Origin of the sequence: Streptomyces sp. NPDC048436, from assembly GCF_043200355.1 — a bacterium.
Classification (GTDB): Bacteria; Actinomycetota; Actinomycetes; order Streptomycetales; family Streptomycetaceae; genus Streptomyces.
The window spans coordinates 586,126-598,796 of record NZ_JBICXP010000003.1; the positions used below are offsets into that span (position 1 = coordinate 586,126).

Annotated in this window: 12 protein-coding genes; 7 read left to right on the forward strand and 5 right to left on the reverse strand. The window is 70.9% G+C overall.

Annotated features, from left to right (window positions below):
- Nucleotides 1-14: 14 nt before the first annotated feature.
- Together ACGFX9_RS13595 and ACGFX9_RS13600 are read right to left on the reverse strand one after the other, a co-directional pair.
- Nucleotides 15-818, reverse strand: coding sequence for a 2,3-dihydro-2,3-dihydroxybenzoate dehydrogenase (locus ACGFX9_RS13595; protein ID WP_393469732.1), 804 nt, complete (start codon nucleotides 816-818; stop codon nucleotides 15-17).
- A complete protein-coding gene (locus ACGFX9_RS13600) occupies nucleotides 815-1,798 on the reverse strand; it encodes an ABC transporter substrate-binding protein (RefSeq protein WP_393469735.1) in 984 nt (327 codons plus the stop codon). Before ACGFX9_RS13600 ends, ACGFX9_RS13595 begins: the two co-directional genes overlap by 4 nt.
- A 157-nt stretch (nucleotides 1,799-1,955) precedes the next feature.
- Here ACGFX9_RS13600 and ACGFX9_RS13605 point away from each other — a divergent pair, with 157 nt between their 5' ends.
- The 3 genes from ACGFX9_RS13605 to ACGFX9_RS13615 are packed head-to-tail and all read left to right on the forward strand — an operon-like array spanning nucleotide 1,956 to nucleotide 5,034.
- Entirely contained in the window at nucleotides 1,956-3,044 is a 1,089-nt protein-coding gene (locus tag ACGFX9_RS13605) for a FecCD family ABC transporter permease (RefSeq protein WP_393469738.1), read from the forward strand.
- A 44-nt stretch (nucleotides 3,045-3,088) separates the two neighbouring features.
- Nucleotides 3,089-4,198, forward strand: coding sequence for a FecCD family ABC transporter permease (locus ACGFX9_RS13610; protein ID WP_393470487.1), 1,110 nt, complete (start codon nucleotides 3,089-3,091; stop codon nucleotides 4,196-4,198).
- 5 nt (nucleotides 4,199-4,203) lie between these two features.
- Nucleotides 4,204-5,034 carry an ABC transporter ATP-binding protein gene (locus ACGFX9_RS13615; RefSeq protein WP_393469741.1) on the forward strand — a complete coding sequence of 277 codons (831 nt, stop codon included), beginning with the start codon at nucleotides 4,204-4,206 and terminating at the stop codon, nucleotides 5,032-5,034.
- A gap of 51 nt (nucleotides 5,035-5,085) precedes the next feature.
- Here the strand turns inward: ACGFX9_RS13615 and ACGFX9_RS13620 are convergent, their stop codons facing one another.
- Both ACGFX9_RS13620 and ACGFX9_RS13625 read right to left on the reverse strand, forming a co-directional pair.
- On the reverse strand, nucleotides 5,086-6,501 hold the full coding sequence (locus tag ACGFX9_RS13620) for a VWA domain-containing protein (protein ID WP_393469744.1): 1,416 nt from the start codon (nucleotides 6,499-6,501) through the stop codon (nucleotides 5,086-5,088).
- Nucleotides 6,498-7,358 (reverse strand): AAA family ATPase, encoded by an 861-nt coding sequence (locus ACGFX9_RS13625; RefSeq protein ID WP_393469747.1) that lies wholly within the window; start codon nucleotides 7,356-7,358, stop codon nucleotides 6,498-6,500. Before ACGFX9_RS13625 ends, ACGFX9_RS13620 begins: the two co-directional genes overlap by 4 nt.
- Nucleotides 7,359-7,506: 148 nt before the next feature.
- On the opposite strand from ACGFX9_RS13625, the gene ACGFX9_RS13630 reads away from it, so the two are divergent.
- The 3 genes from ACGFX9_RS13630 to ACGFX9_RS13640 all read left to right on the forward strand — a co-directional run bounded on the left by ACGFX9_RS13630 (nucleotide 7,507) and on the right by ACGFX9_RS13640 (nucleotide 9,766).
- The gene (locus tag ACGFX9_RS13630; protein WP_393469750.1) at nucleotides 7,507-8,004 is read left to right on the forward strand and encodes a winged helix-turn-helix transcriptional regulator; all 498 of its coding nucleotides are present in this window, start codon (nucleotides 7,507-7,509) and stop codon (nucleotides 8,002-8,004) included.
- Nucleotides 8,005-8,126: 122 nt separating this feature from the next.
- Entirely contained in the window at nucleotides 8,127-8,666 is a 540-nt protein-coding gene (locus tag ACGFX9_RS13635; protein WP_393469753.1) for an SRPBCC family protein, read from the forward strand.
- Nucleotides 8,666-9,766: an LLM class flavin-dependent oxidoreductase gene (locus ACGFX9_RS13640; protein WP_393469756.1), complete on the forward strand. Its 1,101-nt coding sequence runs from the start codon at nucleotides 8,666-8,668 to the stop codon at nucleotides 9,764-9,766. The genes ACGFX9_RS13635 and ACGFX9_RS13640 overlap by 1 nt, the downstream gene beginning before the upstream one ends.
- Here ACGFX9_RS13640 and ACGFX9_RS13645 read toward each other — a convergent pair.
- Nucleotides 9,740-10,870, reverse strand: a complete 1,131-nt coding sequence (locus ACGFX9_RS13645) for a methyltransferase (protein WP_393469760.1) — start codon at nucleotides 10,868-10,870, stop codon at nucleotides 9,740-9,742. The two genes, ACGFX9_RS13640 and ACGFX9_RS13645, sit on opposite strands and share 27 nt — an antisense overlap.
- A gap of 140 nt (nucleotides 10,871-11,010) precedes the next feature.
- Here ACGFX9_RS13645 and ACGFX9_RS13650 point away from each other — a divergent pair, with 140 nt between their 5' ends.
- Nucleotides 11,011-12,660, forward strand: a complete 1,650-nt coding sequence (locus ACGFX9_RS13650) for a cytochrome bc complex cytochrome b subunit (RefSeq protein ID WP_393469763.1) — start codon at nucleotides 11,011-11,013, stop codon at nucleotides 12,658-12,660.
- Nucleotides 12,661-12,671: the final 11 nt, after the last annotated feature.

A 12,671-nucleotide genomic window follows, 5' to 3' on the forward strand; every position in this document is an offset into this window, starting at 1 on the left:
AGGCGGCGCGGTGTTCAGGCGCGCAGGGTCGCGCCGCCGTCCACGTACAGGTCGTGCAGGGTGATGTGGCGGGCCCGGTCGGACACCAGGAAGGCGACGGCGTCGGCGATGTCGGAGGGGTCGGCGATCCGGCCGAGCGGAATGCCGACCCGGTACGAGGCGGAGTCGCCGTCGATGACCCGGGCCGCGGCCTGCTCGTGGTCGCCCGTCCACAGCTGCCGCTGCATGTCGGTGTCGGTGGACCCCGGCGACACGACGTTGCAGCGCACACCGTCGCGGGCCACCTCAAGGCCGAGGCATTTGGTGAACATCGTGGCCGCGGCCTTGGACGCGGCGTACGCGGCCATCTGGGTACGGGGCACTCCGGCGGCGTTCGAGCCGACCGTCACGATGGATCCCCTGCCCCGCGCGGTCATGCGGCGGGCCGCCGCGCGGGAGGTGTGGAAGACGCCGTTCGTGTTGACGGCGAAGGTCTCCGCCCAGTCGGTGTCGGTGAGTTCGACGACCGGGGCGGGCCTGAGGACGCCCGCCACGTTGACGAGGATGTCCAACGGCCCCGCGGTGCGCTCGACTTCGTCGAACGCCGCGTCCACGGCCGCCGAGTCGGTGACGTCGAGGACCATGCCGGTGGTGCGGCCGCCGCCCGTCTTTCCGTCGACGTCTGACTGCTCCTTGACGTCCGGCGAGCGGTCGGCGGCCACGACCCGCGCGCCGCGTTCGGCGAGCGCGCGGGCCACGGCCCCGCCGATGCCCCGGCTCGCGCCGGTGACCAGGGCCACCCGGCCCGCGAGCTCCAGGTCGGTTATGCCGGAGGTCACTTGCCCATCGCCTTCTCGACGTCCGCCAGGACGGAGACGGCGGCCTGCGCGCCGCCGAGGCTGGTCCACTTCGAGCCGTCGATCTCGGTGGTGTGGTTCTTCTTGACCGCGTCGAGCTGCTTGTACGCGGCCTTGCCCTTCAGCTCCTTGAAGAGGTCGGCGTCCGGTCCGGCGGAGCCGAGCGTGCCGATGAACAGCCAGTCGGCGTCGATCTGCTTCAGGTCCTCGTCGCTGAGCGGCGTCGAGTGGCCCTCGCCCTTCTTGTTCTGGATGCCGGGACGCTTGAAGCCGAGGTCCTTCAGGACGTCGGAGATGAACACGCCCTGCTGCATGACGGCGGTGCCCTTGGCGGAGTAGCGGGCGACGGAGACGCTCGCGCCCGCGTTGTCGCCGAGGTTCTTCTTCACGGCGGCGGCCTTGGTGTCGTACTCCTTGAGGAACGCGCTCGCCTCGTCGGACTTGCCGAGCACCTTGCCGGTGATCTCCAGGGACTTCTTCCAGTCCTTGGTTCTGTCGATCGTGACGACCGTCGGCGCTATCGCCTTGAGCTGCCCCAGCACCTGCTGGTCGGCGAGCTGGCCCGCGAGGATGACGTCCGGCTTGGTCTGCAGGACCTTCTCGATGTCGGGTCCGGTGACCGCGCCGACGACCGGGATGCCCTTCGCCTGGTCGGCCAGGTACTCGGGGGCGCCCTTCTGGCCGCGGCCCGCGGAGAGGCCGACGGGCTTGACCTTCAGGGCGAGGGAGGAGTCCAGGTCCATCTCGCTCAGCGCGATGACCTTCTGGGGGTTGGCCGGAACCTTTACCTCCGCACCGGAGGCGTCGGTGACGGTCACGTTCTTCGCGGCGTTCTTGGCCTTGTCGCCCGAGCCGGAGTCGTCGGACGAGTCCGAACCGCAGGCGGAGAGCGTGAGCGCGGAGGCCAGGGTGAGGGCCGCAACCGCGGTCAGCCGGGTGCGCGGGGAGTGGTTCGAGGACATGTCCGTGATCTCCATGCTTCTGTGGTCCGGCGGTCACTCCGGACATAAAGGTCATCTCTGGCCGTGTCGGGGCATGGCGAACTGGCCCTGAAAGAGCAGGGAGTTCGCCGCCGCCCCGACTCGGGGCTCCAGGTCGAGGTTAGGTTAGGCTAACCTCATGTTGGTTGCGCAAGAGGGGCGGGTCCCAACGTCCGGATCCAGACCTCCGATACCGGGCTTGGCGAATACGCATCGCCCCACACTGTGGGCGGCCGCCGCCCTGCTCGTCCTGCTCCTGTCGCTCGGCCTGCTCTCGCTCCTGATCGGCTCCGGGTCGACACCGATGGGCCGCGCCTGGGACTTCCTCACCGGGGAACCGTCCGCGCGGGCCGACGCCCAGATCCGCCTCGCGGTCATGGACGTACGCCTTCCGCGTACGCTCGCCGCCGTCCTTGTCGGCGTCGCGCTCGGCGCCGCGGGCTGCCTCCTTCAGGCCGTCACCCGCAACCCGCTCGCCGAGACCGGGCTCCTCGGGGTCAACTCCGGGGCCGCGCTCGGCGTCGTGATCGGGCTCACGTACTTCGAAGTGACGTCGGCGTACGGGGTGTTGGCGTGGGCGCTCGTGGGCGGTATGGCCGCGAGCGCGGTGGTGCTGCTGCTGGCCGCGTCGGGGCGGGCCGCGGGCTCGCCGTTGCGGCTCGTGCTCGCCGGATCGGCGCTCGGCGCCACCTTCCACGGCATGACGTCGTACGTCCTGCTCGGCACACAATCGACCTTCGACACCTACCGCTACTGGACCATCGGTTCACTGGCGGGCCTCAAGACGTCACAGACGTACCCCCTGATCCCCTTGATCGCGGCCGGCCTGCTGATCGCCTTCTGCTGCGTACGGCCGCTGTCGGCCCTCGCGCTCGGCGACGACAGCGCTCGCTCCCTTGGCCACCATCCGGGACGGATCCGCCTGACCGTCGCGGCGGCCGTGACGCTGCTCGCGGGCTCGGCGGTGGCGCTCGCGGGGCCCATCGCCTTCCTCGGCCTGCTCGCCCCGTACGCCGCGCGGGCCGTCACCGGCCCCCGGATGGCGGGCCAGTTGGTGCTCTCCGCGCTGGTCGCGGCCAACGTCATGATCGCCGCGGACCTCCTTGCCAGGATCGTCATCCGCCCCTGGGAGACCCCCGTGAGCGTGCTTCTCGCCTTCATCGGCGGCCCCTTGCTGATCTGGATCGCGCGATCGCAGCGGATGTCGACGGCGGGGGTCGCCGCGTGAGTACTCAAGAGATGCCGGAGGCCGGGGTTCCGGAGATCGCGCAGATGCCGGAGGCCGGGGTTCCGGAGACCGCGGTTCCAGAGGGTGCGCACGAGACGCGTGCCGACATCACTCCGCCCGACTCCACCGCCGTCCGCGTCGGGACCCTCTCCTGGCTCTTCCCCTACCGCAGCGCCCTCGCCGCCGTCGGGCTCACGCTGCTTATCGCGGTGGTCGTCTCCCTCGCCACCTTCGCGAGCTCCACCGGAATGAGCTTCTCCGACAGCCTCTCCGGGCTCCTCGGAACCGGTGACTCCGCCACCGTCATGCTCGTCCGGGACTTCCGCCTCCCGCGCATCGCCGTGGGCCTGATGGTCGGCGCGGCGCTCGGCATCGCCGGGTGCCTCACCCAGACCCTCGCCGGGAACCGGCTCGCCACCCCCGACATCATCGGCGTCAACGAAGGAGCCACCGCGGCCGTCGTCGCCTCCGTCGTCGGATCGTCCACCGGCATGATCGGCGACTGGTGGCTCGGCCCGCTGGGGGCCGCCGCCGCGGCCATGGTCGTCGTCGCCTGCGCGGGCGGCGCGGGCAGCGGGGGATACCGCATCCTCGTCGTAGGCATCGGCGTCTCCACCGTCATCGGCGCCGTCACCGACCTCGTCATGTCCCGCGAGAACGACAACACCGCGGGCGGCGTCTTCCTGTGGACCGTCGGCTCGCTCAGCGGCCGGGACTGGGCCGTCGGCACCCCCCTGTCCCTGATCCTGCTCGCCCTGATCCCGCCGGCCCTCGTCGCGGGCAGCCGCCTCCAACTCCTGCGCTTCGACGACGACATGGCCGCCACCCTCGGCGTCAACGTCCGCCGCGTACGCGCCCTGACCCTCGCGCTCGCCGTCGCCCTGTCCGGCGTGGCCGTCGGCATCGGAGGACCGATCGCCTTCGTCGCGCTCGCCGCACCCGTCGTCGCCACCCGGCTCAGCGGACCCACCCGCGTCCCCGTCATCGGCTCCGCCCTGGTCGGAGCGGCGCTCGTCGGCGCCGCCGACGCGCTGGGCCGCGTCGTCGCCCCCGTGGAGATCCCGGTCGGCGTCATCACCAGCGTCCTCGGCGGACCCTTCCTCCTGTGGGTCCTCTTCGGCAAGAACTCCGAGCAGCAGACCGGAAAGGCCTGACCCCCGTGCAACTGACCGTCGAGGCGCTCACCTCCGGCTACCCCGGCCACACGGCCGCCGTGGACGGCGTCGACCTGACCATCCCCAGCGGGCAGGTCGCCGCCATCGTCGGCCCCAACGGCTGCGGCAAGTCGACCCTGCTGCGTTCCATCTCCCGCCTCCACAAGCCCAGTTCGGGCACTGTGCGCGCCGGGGACGAGGACGTGTGGCGGCTCACCCAGCGCCGCGCCGCCCACCGCATCGCGCTGCTCGCCCAGTCACCGCAGGCCCCCGAGGCGGTCACCGTCGCCGGGCTCGTCCGCTACGGCCGCCACCCGCACCAGGGCCTGTTCCGCCAGTGGTCGCGGGAGGACGAGACCGCCGTGCGCGACGCACTCGAAGCCACCGGTACGACGGACCTCGCCACGCGCCGCCTCGACCACCTCTCCGGCGGCCAGCGGCAGCGCTGCTGGCTGGCGATGGTCCTGGCCCAGCAGACACCGATCGTGCTGCTCGACGAGCCCACCAGCGCGCTCGACCTCGGCCACGCCGTCGAAGTCCTCTCCCTGGTCCGGGAAGTGGCCGCCGCCGGCCGCACCGTCGTCATGGTCCTGCACGACCTCGCGAGCGCCGCCCGCTACGCCGACACCGTGATCGCCATGAACGCGGGCAAGGTCGTCGCGAACGGCCCGGCCCGTGAGGTGGTGACCGCCGCGCTGGTCAAGGAGCTGTACGGGATCGACGCGGACATCCTCGAAGCGCCGGGCGACGGCTCCCCGGTCGTCGTACCGACACTGAACGCGAAGGCGACTACGAAGGCGACAACGACGGAGCCTACGAAAACGCCGACCGGCTGACCGCGAAGCCCGCCGCCGGCCACGCGTCCTCCCCGCCACCCACCCACCCGCTCAGACCGGCAGCAGCCGGGTGATCAGGGCGCTGAGCTGCCGGACATTGCGGCACTCGTACATCTCGACAAGCTCGGCGTAGGTGCCGGCCGCCGAGTCGCCCGTCTGCCACTGGGCGCGGCGCTCGGGGTTGAGCCAGTACACCTGGCGGGCGCGGGCCGCGACGGCGCGCAGGGCGGGGACGTTCGGGTCGCTCATGTTCGTGCGGGCGTCGCCGAGCAAGAAGACCGTGGAGCGTGAGGTGACCGCGTCGGCGTACCGCTCAGCGAACTCGCCCAGGGCGGAGCCGTAGTCACTGCTGCCGTGGTAGCCCGTGACGGCCGCTCCCGAGATGATCCGGCTGCCCAGGCCCTCGGGGTCGGCCGTGCCCCGCGCGATGAGGTCGGTGACCTCGTCGACCCGGTTGACGAAGGCGAAGACCCGCACCTTGCTGAACTGGTCGTGCAGCGCCTGGACGAGCAGCATCGTGAAGTTGGCGAAGCCCGCCACCGAACCGGACACATCGCAGAGCAGGACCAGTTCGGGGCGTGCGGGGCGGCGCCGCCGCAGCACCGGGCGCATCGGGATGCCGCCCGTGGACAGCGAACCGCGCAGCGTTCTGCGCAGGTCGATCCGGCCGCGAGCGGCGCGGCGGCGGCGCGCGGCGAGGCGCGTCGCCAGCTTGCGGGCCAGCGGCTGGACGCTCCTGCGCAGTTCGTCGAGCTGGGCGCGGCCCGCGACCAGGAAGTCGACCCGGTCGGCGGTCGGGGCGATGGCGCGCCGGGCGATCTCGTCCGTCCCGCGCCGCTCGGCGACCCGGCGGCGCGCCTCGGTGCCCACGAGCGCGCGGAAGTTCTCGATGCGGCGGCGGATCTCGTCGGCGGTGAGCCGGTCGGTGAACTCGCCTTCGGCGGATTCGGCGGATCCCTGGCGGATGCCGGCGAGGACGCGGGCCAGCAGGGTCTCAGGGCGGAGCCGGGACAGCGTCTGGTGTGACGACCACCCGTCCGAGCCTCCTGTGCCTCCCGACCCGGGCCGCGTTCCGTATCCGCCCATGCCGTCCACCGCCTCGGCCGCCAACTGGGCGAGCAGCGCCTGGTCGTCAGCGGCGAGCGCGGCGACCAGCCGGTCACGCAGGTCGTCCCTGTCGAAGCCCCGGCCCGAGTCGCTGGAGCCGCCCAGCGCGTCAGGCGCCCCGATCCCGCGCGGAAAGTACAGCTCGAAGACCGGATCGAACACCGGCCGCTGCCCCTCGCTGTGCAGCAGCGCGGCGGCGAGCCCCTCCCGTACCCGCTCCCGGTCGGCGAGGCCGAGTGCTTCCAGGGCCTGCCCGGCGTCCACCGTCTCGCCGGTGCCGATCCGGATGCCGTGCGAGCGCAGCGCCTGCACGAGTGCGGTCAGGCGCTCCGGGACCCCGGCGGCCGACGCGGCGGTCACACGGCGTCCAGGTCCAGCTTGGCCGCCGCCTTCAGCACGTCCTCCTGGTGCTTGAGGACGACGCCGAGACTGTCGCGTACGACGCCTTCGTCGAGGGAGTCGGCCCCGAGCGCGAGCAGCGTATGGGCCCAGTCGATGGTCTCCGCGACCGACGGGACCTTCCGCAGGTCCATCGCGCGCAGCGCGCCGACCACGCGGACCACGGACCGCGCGAGCGCCTCGTCGAGGCCCGGCACCTTCAGCCGGACGATGCGGCGCTCCAACTCCTCATCGGGGAAGCCGATGTGGAGGAAGAGGCAGCGGCGGCGCAGCGCCTCGGAGAGCTCACGGCTGGCGTTGGACGTGAGGACCGTGAACGGGCGGCGTGTCGCGGAGATGGTGCCCAGCTCGGGGACCGTGATCTGGAAGTCGCTCAGCACTTCGAGGAGCAGCCCCTCCACCTCGACGTCCGCCTTGTCGGTCTCGTCGATCAGGAGCACCTTCGGGTCGCTGCCGCGGATGGCGGTGAGCAGCGGGCGCGGGAGCAGGAACTCCTCGCTGAAGATGTCCGTGCGCGTCTCGTCCCACGACTCGTCGCGGCCCGCGGTGATGCGGAGGAGCTGCTTGGCGTGGTTCCACTCGTACAGCGCGCGGGACTCGTCCACGCCCTCATAGCACTGGAGCCGGACCAGGCGCGCGTCCGCGACCTGCGCGACGGCCTTGGCCAGCTCGGTCTTGCCGACACCTGCCGGGCCCTCCACGAGGAGCGGCTTGCCCAGGCGGTCGGCCAGGAAGACGGTGGTGGCGACGGCCGGCGAGGCCAGATAGCCGGTCTCGGCGAGCCGTGTGGCGACATCGTCCACGGATGAGAAGAGCAACGGAGCCTCCGGCTGGGCAGGGTGCGACGTGCGCGCGCGTCGCGCACAACGGCTTCGGCCACTTGATCAGCGCTGCGGTCCTCCCCACAACGGGGCCGCCATGTTTGCGTCGAACGTCACGTGAGCGTGCCTCTCGTATCCTTGCGGCATGAGGCGGACCTCCTTTGCCGACTGGCCCTGCTCCATCGCCCGCACCATGGACCTGCTCGGCGACTGGTGGACGCCGCTCGTGCTGCGCGAGGCGTTCTACGGCATCAAGCGGTTCGACGCCTTCCAGCAGGAGCTCGGCATCGCGCGCAACACCCTGACCGACCGGCTGCGCCGCCTGGTCGACGAGGGGCTGATGGAGAAGCGCGCCTATCAGAGCGAGCCGGTGCGCTACGACTACGTCCTCACGGAAAAGGGCCGCGACTTCTTCGGCGTCCTCGCGGTGATGAACAGCTGGGGCAACCGCTGGCTGAGCGGCGACGAGGGCGCGCCGGTCGTCTTCGAGCACGACCGCTGCGGGCACGAGGGGGCGGCCGAGGTGGTCTGCTCCCACTGCAAGGAGCCGATGTCGGCCGCGGACACGCATCCGCGCCTCGGCCCCGGCTATCCGGAGCGCCTGGCCGCACGACCGGACATCCGGGAACGCTTCAGCGGCTGAAACCCGCCCCCTCCGCGCGGCAAAGGCATGCGAGTCGACCCTTGACGAGTGAGTCTATCTACGCAACTCTCATGGTCGGCGAGGCAAGGACGAGGACGAGGGCGACAGAGAGGCGAACCACGATGGAGTGGACAGGCGCGCGCTACGCGGACCGGCCGACGGCCGAGGTGAGCAGACACATCGCGGCCTCACCGGAACGCGTATGGGAGCTCGTCTCCGACATCGCCCTGATGCCCACGCTGAGCGCGGAACTGAGGTCGGTCGAGTGGCTCGGCGGGGCGACCCGGCCCGCGTGCGGCGCCCGGTTCGTCGGCCGGAGCGAGCACGCGTCCTTCGGTGAGTGGCAGACCACGTCGTACGTCGTCGAGTGCGAGGCGCCGCACGTGTTCGCCTGGGCCGTCGAGGACCCCGAACGGCCGAGCGCCGTATGGCGGTTCACCCTCCGGGCGGCGGACGACGGCGGCACCGAGCTGACCCAGTGGATGCGGATGGGGCCCGGCCGGTCGGGCCTGTCGTACGCGATCGACCGGATGCCGGAGAAGGAACAGAAGATCGTCTTCGTACGGATGCGGGAGTTCGAGCGGAACATGGCGACGACCCTGGACGCGATCAAGCGGCTGGCTGAAGGCGCCGCCATCTCCTCCGAAGGGCGGGACGCCTGATGCGTACGTCGACGACGATCGAGGCATCCGGGGCGAACTGGCGGGAGACCGTCGACTTCGTCACCGAGGCCGAGAAGCTGGGCATGGACATCTGCTGGGTGGCGGAGGCATGGGGCTCCGAAGCCCCCTCCCCGCTCGGCTACTTGGCAGCGCGCACGGAACGCATGCTGCTCGGCTCCGCCATCATCCAGCTCGCGACCCGCACCCCTGCGGCCATCGCCCGAGCGGCGATCACCCTCTCGAACATCTCCGACGGCCGCTTCATCCTCGGCCTCGGACCGTCGGGACCGCAGGTGATCGAGGGGCTGCACGGAGTGCCGTTCGCGCGGCCCCTGACCCGGATGCGGGAGACCGTGGAGATCGTCCGCCAGGCGGCCACGGGCGAGAAGATCTCGTACGCGGGACGGGAGTTCACCATCCCGCTGCCCGGCGGCGAGGCGAAGCCCATGCGCCTGTCGATGCGCGCCGAGCACGAACTCCCCATCTACCTGGCCACTCTCTCGCCCAAGATGCTGCACCTGACCGGCGAGATCGCCGACGGCTGGCTCGGCACAAGCTTCGTACCGGAGGGCGCGAAGGAGGCCTACTTCGACCACTTGGACGCGGGCCTGGCCGCCTCCGGGCGCACCCGCTTCGACCTGAACATCTGCCAAGGCGCCGAAGTGGCCTTCGCCGACGACGAGGAGGCGCTGCGCGCGATGGTCGCGGGCCGCAAGAAGGAACTCGCCTTCAGCCTGGGCGGGATGGGCTCCTCCACCACGAACTACTACAACAACGCCTACAGCAGGCAGGGCTGGGCCGAGACCGCCGCCGAGGTCCGCGAGCGGTGGCAGGCCGGTGACCGTGACGGCGCGGCGGACCTGGTCACCGACGAGATGGTCCTGGCCACCACCCTCATCGGCACCGAGGACATGGTCCGCGAACGGCTGGGGGTGTGGCGTGCCGCGGGCGTGGACACCGTCCGCTTCTATCCGGCGGGCGAGAGCCTGGAGGCGCGGCTCACGACTCTGGGCCGGGCGCTCGACCTGGTGCGGGAGGTGGACGGGCGGCCCGGCGCGGCTACCGATCGGCCGTCAGACGGCCGTCAGACGCCACAGTGACGTGACCTCCGCCGCGCGGGCCGTGTGCAGCGGGTCCGTGGGGTCGGACGCCCGCGGGTGGCGGGGCTTGGTGTCGAGACGGTCCGCGACGCGCAGGCCCGCCGCCGCGATGGCGGAGCGCAGTTCGTCGGGGGCGCGCAGGCCCAGGTGTTCGGCCAGGTCCGACATGATCAGCCAGCCTTCGCCGCCCGGCAGGAGGTGAGCGGCCAACCCCGTGAGGAAGGCGTGGAGCATGGCGCCCTTGGGGTCGTACACACCCTGTTCCAGCGCCGAGTTGGGCTTCGCGGGGAGCCAGGGCGGGTTGCATACGATGACGGCGGCGCGGTCGGGCGGGAAGAGCTCTCCGCCGGTGGTGATCTCCACCTGGTCCGTGAAGCCGAGGCGGCTCATGTTGGCGCGGGCGCAGGCCACCGCACGAGGATTGTTGTCGGTGGCCACGACGTGGGAGATGCCTCGGTGGGCCAGGACAGCGGCGAGGACCCCGGTCCCGGTGCCGAGGTCGAAGGCCGGTCCGCCCTGTGCGGCGGGGGAGGGCAGCGGTGCCTGCGCCACCAGATCGACGTACTCACCCCTGACGGGCGAGAACACCCCGTAGTGCGGGTGGATCCGGGCGTCGAGCGCGGGGACGTCCACCCCCTTCGTACGCCATTGATGCGCGCCGATCACACCGAGCAGCTCCCGAAGCGAGACCACCGAGGGGGTCGGCCGGGGCGCGCCGTACGCCTCCTCGCAGGCGGCCCTGATGTCCGGCGCCCTGCGCAGCGACAGCGTGTAGTCCGCGCCCAGGGGCACGAGGAGCCTGCCGAGCACGCGGGCCCGGTGGCCGCTCGCGCGGCGCTGGAGGTGGAAGGCCGCCGTCGGCGACGGAGCCGCGGAGGGGGTTTTGCGGTCGACGCGGCGGCCCATCGCCAGGAGCAGCTGGCGCGCCTGGTGGTAGTCGCCCTGCCACAGCAGAGCGGTCCCCTCGCAGGCGAGGCGGTGGGCGGTGGACGCGTTCATGCGGTCGTCGGCCGTGACGACATGGCCGGGCGCCGGCAGCCCGGTCTCGGAATGCCAGCGGGCGGTGTGCTCGGTGTCGCCGTCGGTCCAGTGGATCTCGGACACAGGTACTCCTCAGTCAGTGAACGTGCGGGGCGCGGAAGGCCGACCAGCGTGCCCCTTGATCGTCAACTCCCGGTCCTGTAGGCGCTGTTGGCTGTCCGAACCCCTGGATCTACCCTGGTATCCGTCTTAGGGGGAGATGCATGAGCGGAAGCGTCGAGCACACCGGGGACAGCAAACGACCGGCCCCGGCCGGCAAGGGGGAGCGGGTCGCCGACTGGGCGGACGGCCGCCTCGGCATCAACACTCTGGCCAAGAGCCAGATGCGCAAGATCTTTCCGGACCACTGGTCTTTCATGTTCGGCGAGATCTGCCTCTACAGCTTCCTGATCCTTATCCTCACCGGCGTCTATCTCACCCTCTTCTTCGAGCCGAGCGGCGCCGAAGTCGTCTACGACGGCGTCTACACCCCGCTCAAGGGCATCCAGATGACCCGGGCGTTCGAGTCCACGGTCGACATCAGCATGGAAGTGCGCGGGGGCCTGCTGATCCGGCAGATCCACCACTGGGCGGCCGTCGTCTTCGTCGCCGCGATGCTTGTGCACATGATGCGGGTGTTCTTCACCGGCGCCTTCCGCAAGCCGCGCGAGGTCAACTGGGTCTTCGGCTGGACGCTGCTGTTCCTCGGAATCATAACCGGTCTAACCGGTTACTCTCTCCCGGATGATCTGCTCTCCGGAACCGGCATCCGCTTCGCGCAGGGCGCGATCCTCTCCGTACCGGTCGTAGGGACGTATCTCTCCTTCTTCCTCTTCGGCGGAGAGTTCCCCGGTGACGACATCATTCCGCGGCTCTTCAGCGTGCATGTGCTGCTGCTGCCGGGGATCATGCTGGGCCTGGTCGTGGCCCATCTGATCCTGGTCTTCTACCACAAGCACACCCAGTTCGCCGGGCCCGGGAAGACCGAGAAGAACGTGGTCGGAGCGCCCTTCCTGCCCATCTACATCGCCAAGGCGGGCGGCTTCTTCTTCCTCGTCTTCGGTGTCCTGGCGATCATGGGCGCGATCGCCACCATCAATCCCGTGTGGGCGATGGGCCCCTACCGCCCCGATCTGGTCTCCACCGGCGCTCAGCCCGACTGGTATCTGGGCTTCTCCGAGGGCCTGATCCGGGTGATGCCCAGCTGGGAGATCAACGCCTGGGGGCACACGCTCCAGCTCGGCGTCTTCATCCCGTTCTCGCTCTTCCCGCTGATCATGGTGGCCATCGGCGTCTATCCGTTCATCGAGTCCTGGGTCACCGGCGACAAGCGGGAGCACCACATAGCGGACCGCCCGCGCAACGCTCCCGTGCGCACCGGGCTCGGCGTGGCCTGGCTGACGCTGTTCGGTGTGCTGATGGTCGGCGGCGGCAACGACCTGTGGGCCACGCACTTCCATCTCTCCATCAACTCGATCACATGGTTCGTGCGGGTCGCCTTCTTCGCGGCGCCGGTGCTCGCCTTCTTCGTCACGCACCGGTGGTGCATGGGGCTACAGCTGCGCGACCGCGAGAAGGCGCTGCACGGCCGGGAGAGCGGCACGGTCAAACGGCTGCCGCACGGTGAGTACGTGGAAGTCCATGTCCCCCTTTCGCAAGGCGAGTTGTACACCCTGACCGCGCACGAGCAGCCCAAGCCGTACGAGCTGGGAGAGCTGGTCGACGCGAACGGCGTACCGCGCAAGGTCACCCGGGGCGAGCGAGTGCGAGCACGCCTCGGCCGGGCCATGTACGGACCATCGGCCCAGGTACCCAAGGCGACCCCCGAGGAGTACCTGGAGATCCAGCAGGGCGGCGGGGACGGGCACCACTGACGGTGGGGGAG

What these genes read in the sequence shown, in the direction of transcription:
- ACGFX9_RS13600 (WP_393469735.1), bottom strand. Translation starts at nt 1,798, where the DNA reads ATGTCCTCGAACCACTCCCCGCGCACCCGGCTGACCGCGGTTGCGGCC.
- ACGFX9_RS13605 (WP_393469738.1), top strand. Translation starts at nt 1,956, where the DNA reads ATGTTGGTTGCGCAAGAGGGGCGGGTCCCAACGTCCGGATCCAGACCT.
- ACGFX9_RS13610 (WP_393470487.1), top strand. Translation starts at nt 3,089, where the DNA reads ATGCCGGAGGCCGGGGTTCCGGAGACCGCGGTTCCAGAGGGTGCGCAC.
- ACGFX9_RS13630 (WP_393469750.1), top strand. Translation starts at nt 7,507, where the DNA reads ATGAGGCGGACCTCCTTTGCCGACTGGCCCTGCTCCATCGCCCGCACC.
- ACGFX9_RS13635 (WP_393469753.1), top strand. Translation starts at nt 8,127, where the DNA reads ATGGAGTGGACAGGCGCGCGCTACGCGGACCGGCCGACGGCCGAGGTG.
- ACGFX9_RS13640 (WP_393469756.1), top strand. Translation starts at nt 8,666, where the DNA reads ATGCGTACGTCGACGACGATCGAGGCATCCGGGGCGAACTGGCGGGAG.
- ACGFX9_RS13650 (WP_393469763.1), top strand. Translation starts at nt 11,011, where the DNA reads ATGAGCGGAAGCGTCGAGCACACCGGGGACAGCAAACGACCGGCCCCG.